The 18,910-nt window shown below is 59.6% G+C and carries 10 protein-coding genes; 9 read left to right on the forward strand and 1 reads right to left on the reverse strand.

What is annotated here, in order from left to right; genetic code table 11:
- The first annotated feature begins 460 nt into the window (after positions 1-460).
- From AC1VVK_RS25300 to AC1VVK_RS25320, 5 genes are all read left to right on the forward strand, one after another.
- Positions 461-1,213 (forward strand): SDR family NAD(P)-dependent oxidoreductase, encoded by a 753-nt coding sequence (locus tag AC1VVK_RS25300; protein ID WP_482905907.1) that lies wholly within the window; start codon positions 461-463, stop codon positions 1,211-1,213.
- A gap of 165 nt (positions 1,214-1,378) precedes the next feature.
- A complete protein-coding gene (locus tag AC1VVK_RS25305) occupies positions 1,379-1,918 on the forward strand; it encodes a MarR family winged helix-turn-helix transcriptional regulator (protein ID WP_482905908.1) in 540 nt (179 codons plus the stop codon).
- Positions 1,919-2,001: 83 nt separating this feature from the next.
- The gene (locus AC1VVK_RS25310; RefSeq protein WP_482905909.1) at positions 2,002-3,117 is read left to right on the forward strand and encodes an NADH:flavin oxidoreductase; all 1,116 of its coding nucleotides are present in this window, start codon (positions 2,002-2,004) and stop codon (positions 3,115-3,117) included.
- Positions 3,118-3,495: 378 nt separating this feature from the next.
- Positions 3,496-6,972, forward strand: coding sequence for a glycosyl hydrolase (locus AC1VVK_RS25315; protein ID WP_482905910.1), 3,477 nt, complete (start codon positions 3,496-3,498; stop codon positions 6,970-6,972).
- A 79-nt stretch (positions 6,973-7,051) separates the two neighbouring features.
- On the forward strand, positions 7,052-8,074 hold the full coding sequence (locus tag AC1VVK_RS25320; RefSeq protein ID WP_482905911.1) for a nucleoside hydrolase: 1,023 nt from the start codon (positions 7,052-7,054) through the stop codon (positions 8,072-8,074).
- A 26-nt stretch (positions 8,075-8,100) separates the two neighbouring features.
- On the opposite strand, the gene AC1VVK_RS25325 is transcribed toward AC1VVK_RS25320, so the two are convergent.
- Positions 8,101-9,294, reverse strand: coding sequence for an ROK family protein (locus AC1VVK_RS25325; RefSeq protein ID WP_482905912.1), 1,194 nt, complete (start codon positions 9,292-9,294; stop codon positions 8,101-8,103).
- A gap of 191 nt (positions 9,295-9,485) precedes the next feature.
- On the opposite strand from AC1VVK_RS25325, the gene AC1VVK_RS25330 reads away from it, so the two are divergent.
- From AC1VVK_RS25330 to AC1VVK_RS25345, 4 genes are all read left to right on the forward strand, one after another.
- Positions 9,486-12,176 (forward strand): TonB-dependent receptor plug domain-containing protein, encoded by a 2,691-nt coding sequence (locus AC1VVK_RS25330; RefSeq protein WP_482905913.1) that lies wholly within the window; start codon positions 9,486-9,488, stop codon positions 12,174-12,176.
- Positions 12,177-12,255: 79 nt separating this feature from the next.
- Complete coding sequence (locus AC1VVK_RS25335) at positions 12,256-14,394, forward strand: PKD domain-containing protein (protein WP_482905914.1); 2,139 nt, start codon at positions 12,256-12,258, stop codon at positions 14,392-14,394.
- A 142-nt stretch (positions 14,395-14,536) separates the two neighbouring features.
- Complete coding sequence (locus tag AC1VVK_RS25340) at positions 14,537-16,027, forward strand: DUF1593 domain-containing protein (RefSeq protein ID WP_482905915.1); 1,491 nt, start codon at positions 14,537-14,539, stop codon at positions 16,025-16,027.
- 194 nt (positions 16,028-16,221) lie between these two features.
- A complete protein-coding gene (locus AC1VVK_RS25345; RefSeq protein ID WP_482905916.1) occupies positions 16,222-18,438 on the forward strand; it encodes a hypothetical protein in 2,217 nt (738 codons plus the stop codon).
- Positions 18,439-18,910 lie beyond the last annotated feature (472 nt).

Below are 18,910 nucleotides of genomic sequence, written 5' to 3' on the forward strand. Positions count from 1 at the left end.
GATGAAAATGAAACCCTCTCGTCTTCCGATTCGCCAATCGGTTGGCGACAGTCGGAGGTCGGGGAACGATCATTGGTATGGCTCTAATTTCGTGATTATCCGCGATATTATCCCTGTGTCCGAGCGATAGTGACAGCTGCCTGAGCCGGTAAGCGGCCCTCACCGACTGTTGCAACGATCGACCCCAGCCCCCTCTGCTGGGAACGTCAGGGTTTGGCCCCACGCGGAGCCCGAATGGCCCAATGGTATATCACCTTGCTATACGTCACGACTAATTTTGTCTTGGTGCTGCCCGTTTCACTGCGCCAATTCCCGGCGACCCGCGGTATCCGTGGACGAGGCAATAATGGAAGAGCCGTCGGCCCAATGCCCGGGTCAGGCGTCCAGACGCAAGTTGGCCGCGATGGTGACGTCTCCGGCAGGCTGCCTGCGTCAGTGGGGCAAAGATTGAAAGGAACGAATGTTGTCGCTTCAAGGCAAGAATGCGGTTGTTACAGGCGGCGGTTCAGGCATTGGCCGGGCCATTGCTCTCCGATTGGCCCAGGATGGCGCTGCCGTCGCCATTTGGGATCTTGATGAAGGTGGTGCTCAGGAAACCGCCAAACGTATTAGCGATGAAGGCGGCAAAGCCGTGGCTTTGCGCGTCAACGCGGCAGATACTTCTGATATCGCAGCGGCCGCACAGGAAACCCGCAGCAAACTCGGGCCAGTTACCATCCTCGTCAACAATGCGGGTATCACCGGGACCGTACCTTTCCAGCAGCTTTCCGAGGCTGACTGGGACCGCATGATCGCGGTAAATCTGAAAGGGCCGTTCCTGTGCACGCAGGAGATTGTCGGCGACATGCTGTCGGCCGGATGGGGCCGGATCATCAACATCACCTCTTCGTCCATACAGACCGGCGCGCCGTGCATGGCGCACTATGTTTCGGCCAAAGCCGGCCTGATGGGTCTGACTAAAGTCCTTGCCATCGAATATGCGGATAAGGGCATCACGGCCAACATGGTGCCGCCCGGTTTTGTCGATACGCCCATGCTGCAGAGCAACACGCCCGTCGACATCGACACCTACGCGGCGACCATGCCCATGAAGCGGCCAGGAAAGCCCGAGGATATTGCTGCTGCCTGCTCCTATCTCGCGTCCGAAGGAGCCAACTACGTGACAGGCCAAACCATCAGTGTGAACGGCGGGCGCTACATGGGCTCGGCCTAGCCGATCGGCGATGGCGCCTGCATCCTGGCCCGGCTCAGCGAAATTCAGCGAGTTGGAGCTGATGCAGGCTGCCAGTCAGCTAGAACGTCGATCCAATCCGGATCCGGACTTGACGGGGAATGCATGTATCCACGAGCACAGCGGCAACCACTCACATGAGGCCCTATGAGCAATTCCGATACCACAAGCCCGGCCCGGCAGATCGCGAGCGGCAAGCAGTACTTCGCCGAACGCGGATTTGAGGTCGCCCACTTTGGCGCTATCTGGCACCTCTTCAAAGTCGGTGAACTCATGGCCAACGATCTCAACAGGATCGCAGCCGGGCAAGAGCTGAGCATCGCAGACTTTCACATGCTCGGCGCCATCATGATGGCCGAGCCACAGGCCCTGCGCGCAACCGATCTCGTTCGGGCGCTCCATGTCTCGCACGCGGTTCTCTCCGAGCGCGCCCGAAAGCTGGAGAAGCGTGGCCTGATTATCCGGCAACCGATCGCGAACGATCGGCGGGCATTTCTGCTCGCCTTGACCGATGCCGGGAGGTCAAGTGTCGATGCGGTTGCCACCATGCTTGAAACGCAGGGGCGTTTCCTAGCTCATTTTCGAAAGCTCGATGATCGTGATCGCGCCGATCTCGAACGCGTGATCGAACGCTTGCATACCATGTTTGACCGCGACTTTGTGCCCGAGCGGCGATCCGATACTTAGGGGGCAAAACAATCTCGCCTTGGCTGGCGCGCGTGGCCACATGCATAATTAGGCCATTGCTTAGCAGCTCTGGAGCCCGATTAATGAGTGCCGATCCCGCCGTGCTATTCCAGCCCATTCGTATCGGAAGCATGGATCTCAAGAACCGCATTGTCATGGCCCCCATGACGCGCGGCTTCGCCATGGATGGCTACGTCGCCGCCTCTCACGTCGATTATTATCGTCGCCGTGCCGAAGGGGAAACCGGGCTGCTGCTGACCGAAGGTGTCGTGGTTGAACGCCCCGCCTCGCGCTATGAGCCCAATGTCCCGCTGTTCTACGGCGAGAGGCTTGGGGGATGGCAATCAGTAGTCGAGAGCGTCCATGGTGCCGGCGGCGCGATCGGGCCCCAGCTCTGGCACACGGGTGCGTGCAAGAGCCACACCCATGATTGGGAGCCCGACGTCCCCGTCGAGAGCCCGTCCGGCCTTCAGGCGGCGGGTCAATTACGCGGACGGGAAATGTCCGAGGAGGACATCGCCGATACCGTAGCGGCCTTCGCAAATGCGGCGGCTGAAGCAAAGCGCATCCGTTTCGACTGCATCGAAGTTCATGGTGCACACGGCTATCTGGTCGATCAATTCTTCTGGTCGGCGACCAATCTGCGCACTGACCGCTACGGCGGGCCGTCGCTGTCGGAGCGCTCCCAGTTCGCAGCCGAAATTATCACCGCGATCCGAGCCGCTGTCGGTCCCGATTTCCCGCTGATATTGCGGGTCAGTCAATGGAAACAGCAGGATTACACGGCCCGGCTTGCCCTCACACCAAACTGCATGGCGGCATGGCTTGAGCCACTTGCCGATGCCGGGGTCGACGTGTTCCATTGCTCGCAGCGCCGTTTCTGGGAGCCAGAGTTTGTGGAAATCGATGGCGAGCATGGCCTCAATTTTGCCGGGTGGGCCAAGAAACTTACAGGCAAGGCCACAATTAGCGTCGGATCCGTCGGCCTCGACAGCGACTTCCTCTCGGTCTTCAAAGGCCAAAATGCTGCATCCACCAGCATCGACGGATTGCTCGGTCGGATGGAACGAGACGAGTTCGACATGATCGCAGTTGGCCGGGCGCTCATTGTCGATCCGGATTGGAGCCTCAAAGTGAAATCCGGAAGATTTGAGGACCTGATCGCATTTGAAAGCCAGGCACTGGCCGAGTTTACCTGAGCAACCCAGCCCCACCGGACGTACGCCGACCCGGCTTCCAGTCTTCAGGGAGCTGGTTCGGCATTACCGGCCCTAACGGCCGGTGGTCCTGGAAGCGCAGATCCAAAGATGCGGGTTTCACTCGCCCGCTCGCCCAGACCTTCCGTGTCCAAATCTTGAACTCGCACCACGCAGCGTTTTTTTATGGCGCGTGCGCGCAAACCACTTAATATACGTGTCGTTGCGATTGTAGCTGCATTCAGTTGGCGGAAGCTTGATTCGGCACCAGAAAGTCGGCGCCTGAGCGTAGGGGTGATATTGGTTCGGTAGCCGCGGCGACTATGCCATCGGCCGATAATTTGACGAGATTTCCTCGATCACCATCGGGATTGTCAGTGAATGTGGCTCATCGCGCCCGATATAGAAAATGAGTTTGGAAGAGGGTTGTCGATGGCCTGCATTAAATTATACGGCCTGCTTAATTTATCCCTGATAGCCATGCTTGCGGTGCAGGGAACGTCTATACAGGCAGAAGATACTGCGCCTTCGGTTCGCCCGAATGAAAGCACGTCATCGACCGATCCTTTGAACCTGGCATTTCAAAACCCTCCCCAATCGGCCCGGCCCCGGGTGTGGTGGCATTGGATGAATGGTAACATCACCAAAGAGGGCATCGCCAAGGACCTCGCCTGGATGAAGAGGGTTGGGATCGGCGGTGTCCAGAACTTCGATGCAAATCAGACCACACCGCAGATTGTCGACAAACGCCTTCCTTACATGACGCCGGAATGGCGAGATGCTTTCCGTTTCGCAGCCGAGGAAGCAGATCGCCTGGGCCTGGAACTGGGCATCGCCTCGTCTCCTGGCTGGTCGGAGACCGGGGGTCCCTGGATGAAGCCCGAAGACGGGATGAAAAAACTGGTCTGGAGTGAAGTGACGGTTGCGGGTGGAAGCCGGTTCTCGGGCACACTCCCCAGGCCAGCAGGCACGATCGGACTGTATGGAGATCTGCCGCCCGAAGGAAGCGACCAAACTGCCAAATCGATCACGGAATTCTATAGGGATGCGCTCGTTCTCGCGTACCCGGTAAAAGCCAGCCGCCCACTGCCGACACCGAGAGCAACGGACATCGACGGCAACCCGATAGATGCGGGCCCGCTGCTCGACACAAGCCTGCTCACGGCAGTGACCTTGGCCAACGGAACCAAAGCAAAACCGGCGGTGCTGCAACTCGAATTCGAGCAGCCACAAACCGTGCGCTCTCTCACACTGTTTGCCCCCGGCACTGCCGCGACGCCGATGAGTGCGGGACTTCGCCCTCGATTGGAGGCCAGCGAGGATGGCATGAACTGGTCCCCGGTCGCCGATATCGAAGTGAGCAATGTTCCCTCGACGATCAGCTTTCCTGCCGTGACCAGCAAGCGCTTTCGCGTGGTCTTTGCCGCGGCGAGCGGGACCGGCACGGCATCTTCCGGCTTTAGCCTACCTTCTGGCGTCGACTTGTCCGCCTTGTCTTCCTTGGGGATTGGACGCGGGCCGAGTGGCTTGCGCATCGCTGAGCTGCGATTGTCGAGCGAGCCGAGGACCGACCAATTTGAAACCAAGGCCGGCTTCTCCGTCGCGCGAGATTACTACGCCTTCGGTTCCGGGGCCCAACCCGGCCAAGAGATCGGCCCGTCGCCTAAGGCCGTCGTCAATTTGACCAAGCGGATGCGCGCTGACGGATCTATTGAGTGGACGCCGCCAACGTTACCGGACGACAGCCAGTGGCGGATTGTCCGTCTCGGATGGTCGCTGGTGGGCAAGACGAACCATCCTGCAACGGATGAGGCAACAGGGCTTGAAGTCGACAAGCTCGATGCGCGCGCGGTGCGGTCTTACCTGGAGCACTATCTGGACATGTACCGATCGACGGCCGGAGCGGCGTTGATCGGAAAGCGCGGGGTTCGTGCCCTCGTTACGGATTCGACCGAAGTCGGCGCCTTCAATTGGACTCCCGGCCTGATTGATGAATTCAAGCGCTTGCGCGGCTACGATCCAACTCCGTGGCTTCCGGTTCTTAGCGGAGGAGTGATCGGCACGTCCGAGCAGCGGGATGGCTTCCTCTACGATTTCAGGCGCACGATCGCCGATCTCCACGCATCGGCGCACTACGGAACTGTGGCGCAAGTTGCGCATGAGAATGGGCTCAAAGTCTATGGCGAGTCACTGGAAGGTGGCCGCCCTTCCCTTGGCGACGACATGACCATGCGCAGTCATGCCGACTATCCAATGGCAGCCATGTGGTACAGTCCGCGCGACCTTGCGCCTTCCAATTCCTTCCTGACAGACATGAAGGGGGCATCGTCTGTCGCCCATCTCTACGGCCAAAACATTGCTGCGGCCGAATCCATGACCTCAATACTCATGCCCTGGGCCACCGGCCCTTCCGAATTGAGGCCGATTATCGATCTGGAGTTTGCGCAGGGTATCAACCTGCCTGTCATCCATACCTCGGTTCACCAACCAACCGACGACAAAGTGCCGGGCCTCTCGCTCGGCGTCTTCGGACAGTATTTCAACCGGCACGAGACCTGGGCTGAGCTTGCCGCGCCATGGGTCACTTACATCGCACGCAATGCGCTCATGCTCCAGCAAGGCCGGAACGTGGCGGACCTCGCCTACTTTTACGGTGAGGAGGCCCCCGCAGGTTCTCTCTTCAGCAAGTCGGGCATTTCGGGTGCCCCCAAATCAAACGCCTTCGATCTGATCAACCCCGATGCACTGGTGAATTTGCTGCAGAACGAAGGGTCCGACCTGATCACACCTGCCGGCGCGCGCTACAAGCTGCTCTTTCTGGGTGGCACTTCCACTCATATGACATTGAAGGTATTGAAGAAAATTGAGGCGTTGGTCGCAGGCGGCGCCACTGTCGCCGGCCCTCCCCCAACTACCGACCCGAGCCTGGGAGACAACCGCCTCGCGTTCGATGCCTTGGTGAAACGACTGTGGCCGGGCAGCGCGGAAACCAGGCACGGCCGGGGCCGCGTCATTTCCACGTCAGACGCTGGTGCCGCGCTCGAGCAAGCCGGCGTCGCACCCGATTTCCACTTCGATGGAGGACAGGGCGATAGCCAGATCCTCTTCGTTCATCGCGCGCTTCCTGAAGGCGAGACCTATTTCCTCGTGAACAGGAAATATCGGCAGGAGAACATCGAGGCTCGTTTCCGCGTGACTGGAAAAGAGCCGGAGCTGTGGCACGCGGACACAGGCCGCAGCGAGCCAGTCAGCTTCAGGATCGAACACGGTGAAACAATCATTCCGCTGAACTTTGGCCCCGAAGAGTCAGTACACGTGGTCTTCCGAAAGAGAGCGACAACTTCCGCGCGGACCTACGCCCAGACAGAAGCAAATCCCGCCATCCGGTTGGACGGTTCTTGGAATGTGAAGTTTCAGGAGGGGCGAGGCGCACCGGCAGGTGCGGCACTTCCGAGCCTGACGCCGCTGAACGAAAGCGATGTACCTGGCATTCGCTACTTCTCCGGTATTGCTACCTACACCAAGGACTTCACCGCGCCTGCGGGATGGGAGCCTGGCCGGCGCCTGACCGTCGACTTCGGCGACGTGGGAGACCTGGCCGAAGTACGAGTCAATGGCCAGGTTGTCGGGACGGTGTGGCACAAGCCCTATCGCCTGGACATCGGAAACCAGATGCATTCGGGATCCAACCAGCTCGAAGTGCGCGTGGCAAATCTCTGGGTCAACCGCCTGATCGGCGATGCTCAGCCTGGCGCGACCAAGATTACCTGGACGGCGTTCCCAACGTATTTGCCGAAGGCAGCTCTTCGTCCGGCGGGGCTTATCGGGCCGGTCGAACTACAAGCCTACCATCAATAACGGGCGGCGGGCGGTGAAGTCGCCCCCTGCTAGATTCGCTTAAGAACAGACAAATCATACCAGCCCGGAGACTGGCCCAATGGCAATCAATCGCCGCAATCTGATGCAAATCCTGGCCGCGACCGGAGTGGTCTCCTCTCTCTCATCGACCGCCCGCGCCGCCAGCCTGGACGGGACTGCCTCCCGCTCGGCAAAGGCGTTCTCGCCCGAGATGGGCCCCAGGCTGCGAATGCTGTTCATCAATGATCTGAGCGGCGACCTCGACGGCCTGTTTGCCGCCGTCCATGCGGTGCTTTCACCATCCATTGATCTGCGCGGGATCATTGCAACCAAGGCATTGCTCCCTCAGGAAACGGCTGAACGATCAAGCGAACTGGCGCGCGAGATACTCGCGCTGACCGGCGCCACTGAGCGTGTCCCCGTCTTTGCCGGTGCCGTTCGCAAGCTTGCCGCTGCCTCTGAACCGATGCTCTCGCCCGGCACTCAGAAGATCATCGATGAAGCGATGCGGACGGATACCAAGCTCCCCCTGTTTGTCGCCGTCGGAGGTGGTCTCACCGAGATCGCCAGCGCTCTGATGATCAAGCCGGAGATCGCTGCAAAGATGACGCTGGTCTGGATTGGTGGCAACGCAGCCAATTTCGGGGCGGAGTACAATTTCAGTCTGGACCCGCTTGCCGCGCAGTACATCTTCAACGAGAGCAATGTCACGATCTGGCAGATCCCCTCGGAAGTTTACGCTATGTGCCCGGTATCCCAGACCGAACTACAAGTCTCCGTCGCGCCTCTCGGCAAGATAGGTGCTTGGCTCTATGCGCGAGCCTTAGAAGGCCCTGAAATGCTTGCTCGCTACAGGGTCAACATGGGGGAAATCTGGACCATGGGCGATAGTCCCCTCGTCGCCGTGACGGCATTGACGTCCGGAATACCGGGAAGCAGGGGCTCGCACGAATTCGATGAAATTCCGACGCCTCGGCTTGATGCGAAGGGAAAACGCGAAGAGCAAACCGGGACGAGGAAGATGCGTCTTTACCGCAGCATTGATACCCGACTCATGTTTGCCGACTTCTATGCAAAGCTTCATATGGCTGCGACGGCCTAGGTCCTGACCCGGCTACCAACCCTCCCTCAGGACACCGCGTAAACATGTTCCAGGACCATTGCGGCCGCACCGCGCGCAAATGCGCTCTTGTCCCAAATTTTGAAGTGGAGCTTGGTTCGCCGGCGCAGCGCCGGGAACGTGTTCTGCTCCAAAGCGGTGAAGAACGCTCCGCGCAGCTTCTCCATTTTGGCTATAGGCGGCCCAAGAATGATCACGGCCTCCGGATCCTGCATGGTGATGTGATTGGCGACAGCAATTCCAAGATAGTGGCTGGCCTTTTCCAGCACCGGCCAAATGTCGATTGAGTCAGCCGAGTGTTCTCGCATCAAACCGTCGAAGCAAGCATGCATGATTTCATGAGACGGGATCTCTCTTCCCAACAGCTCGCAAGACTGATGCACGATCGATTGCACGGAACAATAGGCCTGAAGGCATCCTCGCGCCCCGCAGAAGCACGGAAGTCCAGTATCCGGCAACACTTTGGTATGTCCGAACTCCGAAGCTATCCCATGGGCACCGGTGATCAGCTGTCCGCCTTTGTAGAGCGCCGCACCAATACCGAGATCGACATTGATCAACGTGAAATCATCGGAATGAGCACCAGCCCCGAACCAGTGCTCCGCACGGGCCAGTAGGTTGATGTTATTATCGACCAGCGTTGGAATGCCAAAGGCCTGCGAGATGATCCCGCCAAAGTCACAAGGCCCCGGCTCGAGCGTGACGATGTGCTCGACAATTCCTGTACGACTGTTGACGATGCCAGGGAGACCAACGCCAATCCGGAAGATTTCTTCGCGTTTCACGGGCCAATCGGTGACCGCATTCTCGAGTGCCGACACAAATTGATGCGCCAGATCTGCAATTTTGGTCGCCGGTTGCAGGGCTGTGCTGAACGCACCAAGGCTCTCGCCTCTCAGATTGACCAGTTCCGTCACCACCTGGCCTTCGCCCGTCGCAGTCATGCCAACGACGTATTTGCCGGTCGGGTTGATGCGCAGGTTCACACGGGGTCGTCCCGGCGAACTGGACGCCACTTTCTCTTCGATCACGATCCCCCGACTGACGAGATCGGCCGTAATCGCAGTGATAGTGCCCCCCGTGAGCCCGGTGAGCCCGACCAGATCGATTCGTGCCACTGGCTCGCTCATCCGCACCTTCTTGAGCAACAGAAGGCGGTTATATTCCTGATCGGTTAAACGCATCACCACCCAATCGGCCAATTCAGCCTCCCGGGCAATACCGACCCGTGGATATTTATTTTAGTATCTAAATTTTTAGCAAGACAACCGACCGCGAATCTGTCACCCCTATGAACGGACGCGGGCGAAAACCTTCGGAGGAATATCGCAGGCGCCAAAAAAAGACCGGCAACCCGGAACAAAATCCGCAGGTGCCATACAGGGGAGTGGATATGAAAACGACTTTCGGAGCCGTCCGTCAGTGCGCACTGCTTGGCGTCTCGCTGGCGGCACTCGCACCCATCGCCGCTCTGGCGCAAGCCGCGCCCGACCAGGACAGTCAGTCGGCGTTAACCGACAAAGAAATCAAGGAAATCATCGTCACGGGGACGCTGCTGCGCGGCGTGGCACCGGCAGGATCGGAAGCGGTCTCGATCAATTCCGAGGCGATCACCGCCATCGGCGCCAATTCCACGGCACAGCTTCTTGCCACCGTCCCGCAGGCCGCCTCTTTCAACTCGGCGCCGATTGTTTCGGCCATCAGTTCGAGCCAGATCACGATCAACCGCCCCAATCTGCGCAACCTGCCCGGCGCGTCGGGTGGCGGCTCGTCCACGCTGATCCTCGTTGATGGCCATCGCTTGCCGGGCATGGGTGTCCGCCAGACCGTGCCTGACCCCGACGCCATTGCGCCTGGTGCTATTGAACGCGTCGAAATCGTGCTCGACGGCGGCTCTTCGATCTACGGTGCGGACGCTGTCGGCGGCGTTATCAACTTCATCACGCGCAAGCGCTTCGACGGCATCGAAGCGAAGGGCCGCTTTGGCGTCGGTGACGACTATCAATCCGTCAATGCCGATCTCACCGTTGGCAAGACCTGGGATTCTGTATCCGTCTACGCCAGTTACGACTACTCGTGGCACGACTCGCTCTATGGCCGCGACCGCGACTATGTCCGCCGGCTCGACTACCCGACCGGGCTCCCGTTCGACCTCACTTGCGGTGCCGGTAACGTCTCGATCGGCTCCTCGATCTACGCTCTTCCGGGTCTGACGCTTGGCAATGGCAACCGCTGCGATGTCAGCGACAATCGTACGTTCTATCCCAGCGAACAGCGCCATTCGGTCTTTGCCGGCCTCTCCATCGACGACGGCGGCCCCATCACTTTCGACGTTCGCGCGTTCTACATGAACCGCGTGAATAAGGGCGACGGCGGCCCGGTCACTGCGACCGCCACGATCGCGCCAATCAATCCCTTCGCCCCCGGTCTCGTGTTCAACCCGTTTTACCGCAACACCGGCGATGCCAACAGCTTCCAGGCCCAGTCCGTTTCAATGGACTTCTCCTCGGTGCTGGGGGAGCACACGCGGCAAAGCACCAAGCTGGAAACCTGGGGCTTCACCCCCACCATGACCGCCGATCTCGGCAGCGGCTGGCAACTGCGCTGGCTGGCCAATTACGGGCGCGGCCGATCTGAGGTTGCGAACGAGAAGATCGACGACGGCACGCTGTCGACGCTGGTCCTTACCGGCAACTTCGATCCCTACAATCTGTCCAACCCGGCAAACAGCGGCGTCCTGCCGCTAATCTCGAACTTCCTCGACTACGGTCTGGGCAAGAACGAGATGGCCAATACGCGCGTGGTTATCGACGGCAGCTTGGCTCACCTGCCTGGCGGCGATGTGAAAGTCGCTGTCGGCGGCGAGTACAGCTACGAAAGCTACCAATCCCGGATCAACGGCACGGTGAGCGCAAGCGCTGTCGACGATATCCCGTTGAACCGGGCAAGCCGGCGGATCGCAGCTGTATTCGGCGAAGTTCAGGTCCCTGTCGTCGGCCCTGACAACCGGACCGGCGGCCTCTACTCGCTGAGCCTATCGGCGTCCGGACGCTACGACCACTACAACGATTTCGGCGGCACCTTCAATCCGAAGTTCGGCGCGACCTATGAGCCTCTCGACGGTCTGAAGCTGCGCGGCACTTGGGGCAAATCGTTCCAGGCCCCCAGCCTTGCCGACGGCGCCCAAGCAGCCCCCGCCACGATCTTCGCCTTCCCATTCATCCTGTTCGCCAACCCGGCCGTAACCCCGCAGCCGGGCCAGGCCCAGATCTTCCTCGGCGGTGGCGGTGAAGATCTTAAGCCGCAGAAGGCTACCACCTGGTCTCTGGGCTTCGACATCGCGCCGCCTTCGCTGCCCGGGCTCACCGCCACGCTCAACTACTACAATATCCGGTTCAAGGACCTCATCGACATACCGCCGGTGTTCAACCCGTCGACCTTCTACACGCTCTTCACGGGCAACTACGTGATGAACCCGACGATCGCCCAGGTGAACGCGCTGGCCTCGCAAGTGCCGGGCGGCCTCGCGCAAGTCTCGCCCTATACGGTGACCGAGGGGCAGGTCTATTCGATTGCCGACGGACGGCGCACCAATCTCGCCGCGGTCAACACCGATGGCCTGGACTTCTCGCTCGCCTACGATCACCCGACAGGCTTTGGTTCGGTATACACGCAGATCAACGGCAACTATGTGTTGAACCGCAAGGAGCAGTCGGTCGCGGGGGCGGACTTCGTCGACACGGTCAAAGCCCAGACGCGCTTCATCCTGACCGGTACGCTGGGCGCAACCTTCGGCAATCTGCGTGCTCAGGCCACCTGGCGCCACCTTGGCGGTTGGGACGTCGCTCCGCTCGCGTCGAACCTCAATCAGTCGAAAATTAAGGCGTTCGATACGATCAACATGTTCGCACAGTACGACTTCAAGGGCAGCGGCGTGATGAATGACCTGTCGCTCACCTTCAATGTCGACAATCTCTTCGACAAGGATCCGCCGCCCTACAACGGTTCACTGAACTCGCTGGATGGCTATGCGGTCACCTCCATCGGGCGCGTGTTCCAGTTCGGAATCAGCAAGAAGTTCTGATCGCCCGATCTGCCGCCACCGTCCTCTCTCCTGGGCGGCGGCGGCACCCTTCCCATCCCGAGAATACGGAGCCTGCGGCATGAAGCGCGCGCGCAACAAGAACGGCATCACCGGCACACTCATCAGGCTTGCTCTGGCCTCGGCCGCAATTGCAGGGGGCACCATGGCGCAGGGATCATCTACCGATACCAACGCCTCCCCGGCAACCGCTCCGGCGCCCGATCCTCTCTTTGCCCAGCCTTACATCGACAAGGACGAATGGCGCGATGCACCGGTCCGCCATCGCTATGTCCATGGCGGCTTCAAGGGCACCGACACGCGGTTTTCCTTCTATTTCCCGCCAAAGGCGCAATACCAGGGCCGGTTCTTCCAGCACTTTACGCCCGCTCCCGACAACGAGAACTTGGCCCAACAGCCTAGTTCGCCGGCAAACGACAAGATCAGCTTTTCGATCGCCAGCGGCGGCTATTTCGTCGAAACCAACGGCGGCGGCCCTGCCGTTGCCGGCTTCGGTTCACAGGATCCAACAATCGGCGCCTATCGCGCCAACGCAGCTGCCGCTCAGTATTCGCGCGTCGTCGCTCTCCAGATGTACGGCGGCAAGCGGCCCTACGGCTACGCCTATGGGGGTAGTGGCGGAGCCTATCGCACTGTCGGCTCGATGGAAAACACACGCGGCGTCTGGGACGGTGCCGTACCCCATGTGCTGGGGTCCAGCATGGCGATCCCCAACAGCTTCACCATTCGCATGCACGCGATGCGGCTGCTGCAGGACAAGTTCCCGCAGATTGTCGACGCTATGGAACCCGGCGGCAGCGGCGATCCCTATGCGGGATTGAACACCGAACAGGCCGCTGCGCTGCATGAAGTGACGCGCATGGGCTTCCCGCTCCAGTCCTGGTTCGGATGGAAGACGATGGGGATCCACGGCTTTGCGGCGCTCTACGGCGGCGTCGTCATGGCGGACCCCGGCTACTTCACCGACTTCTGGACCAAGCCGGGCTATTATGGTTTCGATCACCCGGAGAGTTTCACCGGCTACCGAATGCAGCACAAGGCGACGATCGCAAGCTTGGTGACCGGCGCCGACGCCGCGCGCCAGAAGCTTGAAACGAGCGTGACCAACGGCAAGACCAAGGGCAATGTCGATGACAGCTATGCCGCGGCGCAAGGCAAGGAGGCGCAGTATGTCGTCGCCGTCCGCCTGTCCTCACCGCCGCCTGCTATCCAATTCCTGGGCGGCGATCTCATCGTCCTGTCCGGAGCCGCGAAAGGCGCGCGGCTGACGTTGAGCAGGATCGAAGGCGATACCGCTGTATTCGGAATCGTCGATCCCACTGTGGCTGCAAAGCTCGCCCAGGGCGATGAGGTCCAGGTCGACAACAGCAACTTCCTGGCCGCTCAGACCTATCACCGGCACCAGGTGCCGGAAGCGGAATTCAAGGTGTGGGACCAGTTCCGCGGCGCTGACGGCAAGCCGATCTACCCTCAACGACCGATGTTGCTGGGCCCGCTGTTCACCAAGGCGACCGCAGGATCGATCCCCGAGGGCAATTTCGAGGGCAAGATGATCCTGGTCGAATCGCTGTGGGATCGGGAAGCTTATCCCTGGTCGGCGGATTGGTATCGCGCGCGTGTAGAGAAGCATTTCGGATCAAAAGCCGATGACCATTTCCGGCTGTGGTTCACGGACCACGCCTTGCACGGCGACAGCGACTCGCAAGAGGATGCGATCCATACCGTTAGCTACGTACCGGTTCTCAATCAGGCGCTTCGCGACGTGGCGCTGTGGGTTGAAAAAGGCATCGCTCCTCCAGCTTCAACCAACTACCGCTATGACGACGGGCAGATCATCGTTCCGCCAACCGCGGCAGAACGACGGGGCATCCAGCCCGTCGTCGCACTCAAGGTGGATGGGGGCGAACGTGCCGATATCGCCGCTGGCCAGACCGTGACGTTCACGGGCACGATCGAGGTTCCTCCGGGAACCGGCACAGTCATTGCGGCGGAATGGGATTTCGAAGGAGCTGGAACGTTTGCCGTACAATCACCCGTGAAGCCCGGTCTCAAGACCGCGAGCGTCACAATCACCCATAGGTTTGATAAGCCGGGCACATACTTTCCGGCCTTGCGCGGAATTTCCCAGCGAGATGGCGATCGCAAAACGGCATTCGGGCGCATTCAAAATCTTGGACGGGTGCGCGTCGTTGTAAAATGATGACTCGCATCAATTGCTCACAAAAACGAACGCCGTGTTGCTTTGATTCGTAGATTCCACGATGAGGTGTTCAGACTAATCGACTGGACACCTCATGACACCTGGATCGAGAACTCGTCTCGCGTTTGCTCATAAGCCCCATATGTCCAAGGCATTTGTGCAGCAGCGATCTGCGTTATCCAGATGGCTTCTGGCGGCGGTGGGCTGTCTTGCAATCGCGCCCTCACCCGTCCTGGCTGCGGAGTCTCTCGGCAAGCCAAGGATCTTCGTCCTTTCGGACATAGGCAACGAGCCCGACGATCAAATGTCACTGGTTCGTCTACTGGTTTATTCCAACGAACTCGACATCGAGGGAATCGCGGCAACAACCTCCGTTTGGCAGCCAACGAAGGTTTCCCCAGACATCGCGTTAAGCGTCATCGACGGTTATGCCCAGGTCCTGCCCAATCTGCGCAAGCATGCAAGCGGTTGGCCCGATGCGGCAGTTCTAAAGGCGCGAGTTTCAAAGGGCGTCGCTGGCTACGGGCTGAAGGCGATCGGCACGCAGTCCCTTTCCGACGGCGCCAAGGCACTGATTGCAGCTACAGACCGAAACGACGCCCGCCCTTTGTGGGTGACCTTGTGGGGCGGAGCAAGCACACTCGCGGAAGCCTTGCAACGTGTACAGGCAACTCGGAGCCCGAGCGAAGTCGACAGTTTCGTCCAGAAATTGCGAGTTTCCGCAATTTCCGACCAGGACGATGCTGGAGCGTGGATCCGCAAGGAATTCCCGAAGCTGTTCTACATCGTAAAGCCTTCGACGGTCGACAGCCAGGAATACGCGAGCGCGACATGGACCGGGATCAGCGGAGACCGGTTTTACCGCAACGGCGAGGGCGCGGATTTCACATCCGTCAGCAATGAATGGCTCGACGCGAACGTCAGGTCGAAAGGGCCTCTTGGAAAGCACTACCCGCGCTACCTCTTCATCATGGAAGGCGATACGCCGTCTTTTTTGGGTCTCATCCCCAACGGCCTCCAATCGTCCGACCACCCCGACTGGGGAGGCTGGGGCGGAAGATACTTGCTTCGCAAGCCGTACGGGGAAACGCGACCTATATGGACGCAGGGTGGGGATTCATTCTCGAGGGTTACATCGGCCGACACTGTAGATGGCCATACTTCGGATCAAGCAACAATCTGGCGCTGGCGAACGGCATTCCAGAATGACTTCGCCGCCCGCATGGACTGGACAGTGAAATCATACGCCAACGCCAATCATCCACCGCAAGTCGTGGTGAATGGGCTGGGCGGCAATGAGCCGATCACAATCGATGCGACCATTGGGCAGCCCATTGCACTTGATGCGACCGACTCCAGAGACCCGGACCATGACGGACTCGCGTTCGAATGGTTTCAGTACAGTGAGGCAGGGGCCGTCACCGGCGCGTCGCTCGGATCCGTGACTATCGCAGCTTCCCACGCCGCCCGGCCCCAGATAATCGCCACCTCTACGTGCCGCCCCGCCTGGATTGACTCCCACACTTGCCCAAAGAGCGGCATCGCTCATGTCATCCTTGCAGTGACTGACAACGGCACTCCTGCGCTGACTCGCTACCGGCGCATCATCCTAAATCTCCACACCAGCAATTAACGGCACTCCTCAATCCGTCTGTGCTGTCAGGAGATTGCCGACGTAACGAACCCGAAAACGTTGCAGACAATCGGGCACCCTCCATCGCCTTGCCGATTACGATCAACGCTAATTCGATAAGCGCCTTTTAAAATACGCCTCGACGTTTAAGTAGGCTTACGGCCGGAGAGCTTGGCCATGGAGAGGCAACTGACGTGAGCGGAATTCGAAACGTTGCAGGCGTGAGCCGCCGACAGTTTGCAGTGGGCACAATTGGCGGGGTCGGCGCGGCCGCCATCGGCTTGGGCTTGAATCCTGAACAAGCGATCGCTGCCGATATCCATTCTGACAGGCGCGCGCTTGTCGATCGGCATAAAGTGGTTCTCAACGCTGTCGACATCCACTGCCCTCTCTCCGTAGGGAACGGCGAGTTTGCATTCACCACAGACGTCACTGGCCTCCAGTCCTTTGCCAGCGATTACAAAAAGGGCATTCCGCTCGCCACCCAATCCCAATGGGGCTTCCACACAGAACCGAGCCCAGAGGGCTTCAAACTGGAAGACTTCCCCTGGACGAACAGCAAGGTCGATGGACGGGACGTCCCCTATCTCGTCTACCAAAAGGGTGTCACACCGGCAGAATTGGAGGCCGCCTCCAATTACCTGTACTCGACGCCTGGCAGAATGAATCTCGGGCGCATCGCGATGATGCTAAAAGACAAGGCCGGAACGCCTGCAAAGCTGAGCGATCTGACGGAAATCCATCAGGAGCTCGATCTGTGGCAGGGCCTGATCAAAAGCCATTTCGTGTTCGACGGCGAACCCGTGACGGTGACGACGAGTTGCCATCCCACGCAGGCTCAAATCGCGGTCCGCGTGGAATCGGCGCTTATCGGTAAGGGGCAGTTGGCCGTCAGCATCGCCTTTCCATACGGTCCCGGTGCAGCCCACAAGAAAGGCCCGATTTTCGCTTTCCCCGGTTTTGTCGGGGATGGCGCGATATGGGATCGCCCTACTGCCCATCGCACCGTCATGCGACGGAGTAGGAAGTCGCGCGCCGACTTTGCTCGCGATCTGGACAGTGACCAGTACGATGTTGCGCTCGAGTGGCAGGGCAATGCCTCTCTGGCCGAGACGGCGCCCCATACGTTCCTGCTATCTCCATCGGCATCTGCCCGCACGCTCGAATTTGTTGCTGCGTTTGCCCCGTCGGCGCTGCCCGCGAACCTTCCAAGTCCCACAAAAACGGCCACCGCTTCGACGGCCATGTGGGAGAATTTCTGGAGTTCGCGTGGTTCGATAGATTTGGCAGGCTGCACGGACCCCCGCGCCAAGGAGTTGGAACGGCGCATTGTACTGTCGCAATATCTGACGCGCATTCAATCGTGCGGCACGACGCCCCCTCAAGAAACCGGCCTGACTACGAACAGCTGGTACGGCAAATTTCACCTTGAAATGCACTTCTTCCATAGCGCGCACTTTGCGCTGTGGGGACGCAGCGAATTGCTCGAACGCAGTCTCGGATTCTATCGCCGGATCCTTGCGAAATCGCAGCGACTAGCGAGAAAGCAGGGTTATGACGGGGCGCGCTGGCCAAAAAGCTGCGGACCCGAAGGCGATCTCAAGCCCAACGACATCGAGCCATTTCTCGTTTGGCAGCAGCCTCACCCGATCAGTCTCGCCGAATTGTGCTATCGCGACCGGCCAACCCGCGAAACGCTGATGCTCCATCAGGAGATGGTGTTTGAAAGCGCCAAGTTCATGGCGTCGTTCATCGTCTTCGATAAAGGCCTCGGCTACTATCGCCTCGGCCCTCCGTTGTCGGACGCCAATGAACATTACGCCCAGGATCACGATCGCCAATGGAACCACGTCTTCGAACTGACGTACTGGCGCTATGGGCTTAAAACAGCACAGCTATGGCGCGAGCGGCTGGGCCTGCCCCGGGAAGAGAAGTGGGATCACATTCTCGCTAACATGCCGCCCCTCCCAATTCGCGACGGCGTCTATGTAACCGGTGAAACTGCCACCGACACGACCATGCCGATGATCATCGGCAGCTTGGGAATGCTCAACGGCGATGGCATCGATCGCGAAGTGATGCGACGCACCTTCCGCAAGATACTCGACGCCAAGCATGGCGACATCGGTTGGCAATTTCCTGTCATGGCAATGACTGCTGCGCGTCTAGGCGAACCCGATCTGGCAATCGAAGCGCTGATGATGGAATCCGATAAGAACACCTACCTCCCGAACGGCCATTCGCCGCAGTTTTCTGCCATCCCGCTCTACCTTCCGAGCAATGGATCCCTGCTCTATGCCGTGGCCATGATGGCTGGTGGGTGGGACGGCGCGCCGGACGGCAAAGCACCGGGTTTTCCAAAGAACGGATCATGGGAAGTGCGAAGCAGTGGCCTCGTCAAAGCCCCCTGAGGTCTGATCCAGGGTAGCTGATCGTTGGGAGGTGCCTTCACCTGCATCATGCTATGGCGGGTCCCCACCATCGCATTCGGCTGAATTTGATGGTGGGTACCTGAAAGCCTGGTTCGGATCGCGCGCGCGATTGCCAAATATACGGGCCGATTGCGTTCGAACTTCGCGTTGACACTCAACTCAATTATACTATCCGTAGTGATATCAGAAGGGACCTCCCTCCCTTTGGCTCGCCTGAACCCCGAACCCTCTGAAAACCTTATCGGGCAGGCGAAAGAAGCAGGTGGCGAACCGCTCTGTTTATTTGTCTGCCCGGTCCTTTCAGTTTGCTCGGCGCGTCACTCGACATTTGTCCGACTACGCTCGTCGCACGCTGAACGATTTGACCTCAGCCGAAGTCGGCAAAATTCCGCCGAAAGCAGTTAAATCGGCGATCAATTTCAACGCGGAGACGCCCTGCCCCTCGTAGGAA

The organism is Novosphingobium sp. BL-S-32 (assembly GCF_056857055.1).

Excerpts from the sequence above, each read along its gene's own strand:
- AC1VVK_RS25300 (WP_482905907.1), top strand. The coding sequence starts at position 461 with ATGTTGTCGCTTCAAGGCAAGAATGCGGTTGTTACAGGCGGCGGTTCA.
- AC1VVK_RS25305 (WP_482905908.1), top strand. The coding sequence starts at position 1,379 with ATGAGCAATTCCGATACCACAAGCCCGGCCCGGCAGATCGCGAGCGGC.
- AC1VVK_RS25310 (WP_482905909.1), top strand. The coding sequence starts at position 2,002 with ATGAGTGCCGATCCCGCCGTGCTATTCCAGCCCATTCGTATCGGAAGC.
- AC1VVK_RS25315 (WP_482905910.1), top strand. The coding sequence starts at position 3,496 with ATGTGGCTCATCGCGCCCGATATAGAAAATGAGTTTGGAAGAGGGTTG.
- AC1VVK_RS25320 (WP_482905911.1), top strand. The coding sequence starts at position 7,052 with ATGGCAATCAATCGCCGCAATCTGATGCAAATCCTGGCCGCGACCGGA.
- AC1VVK_RS25330 (WP_482905913.1), top strand. The coding sequence starts at position 9,486 with ATGAAAACGACTTTCGGAGCCGTCCGTCAGTGCGCACTGCTTGGCGTC.
- AC1VVK_RS25335 (WP_482905914.1), top strand. The coding sequence starts at position 12,256 with ATGAAGCGCGCGCGCAACAAGAACGGCATCACCGGCACACTCATCAGG.
- AC1VVK_RS25340 (WP_482905915.1), top strand. The coding sequence starts at position 14,537 with ATGTCCAAGGCATTTGTGCAGCAGCGATCTGCGTTATCCAGATGGCTT.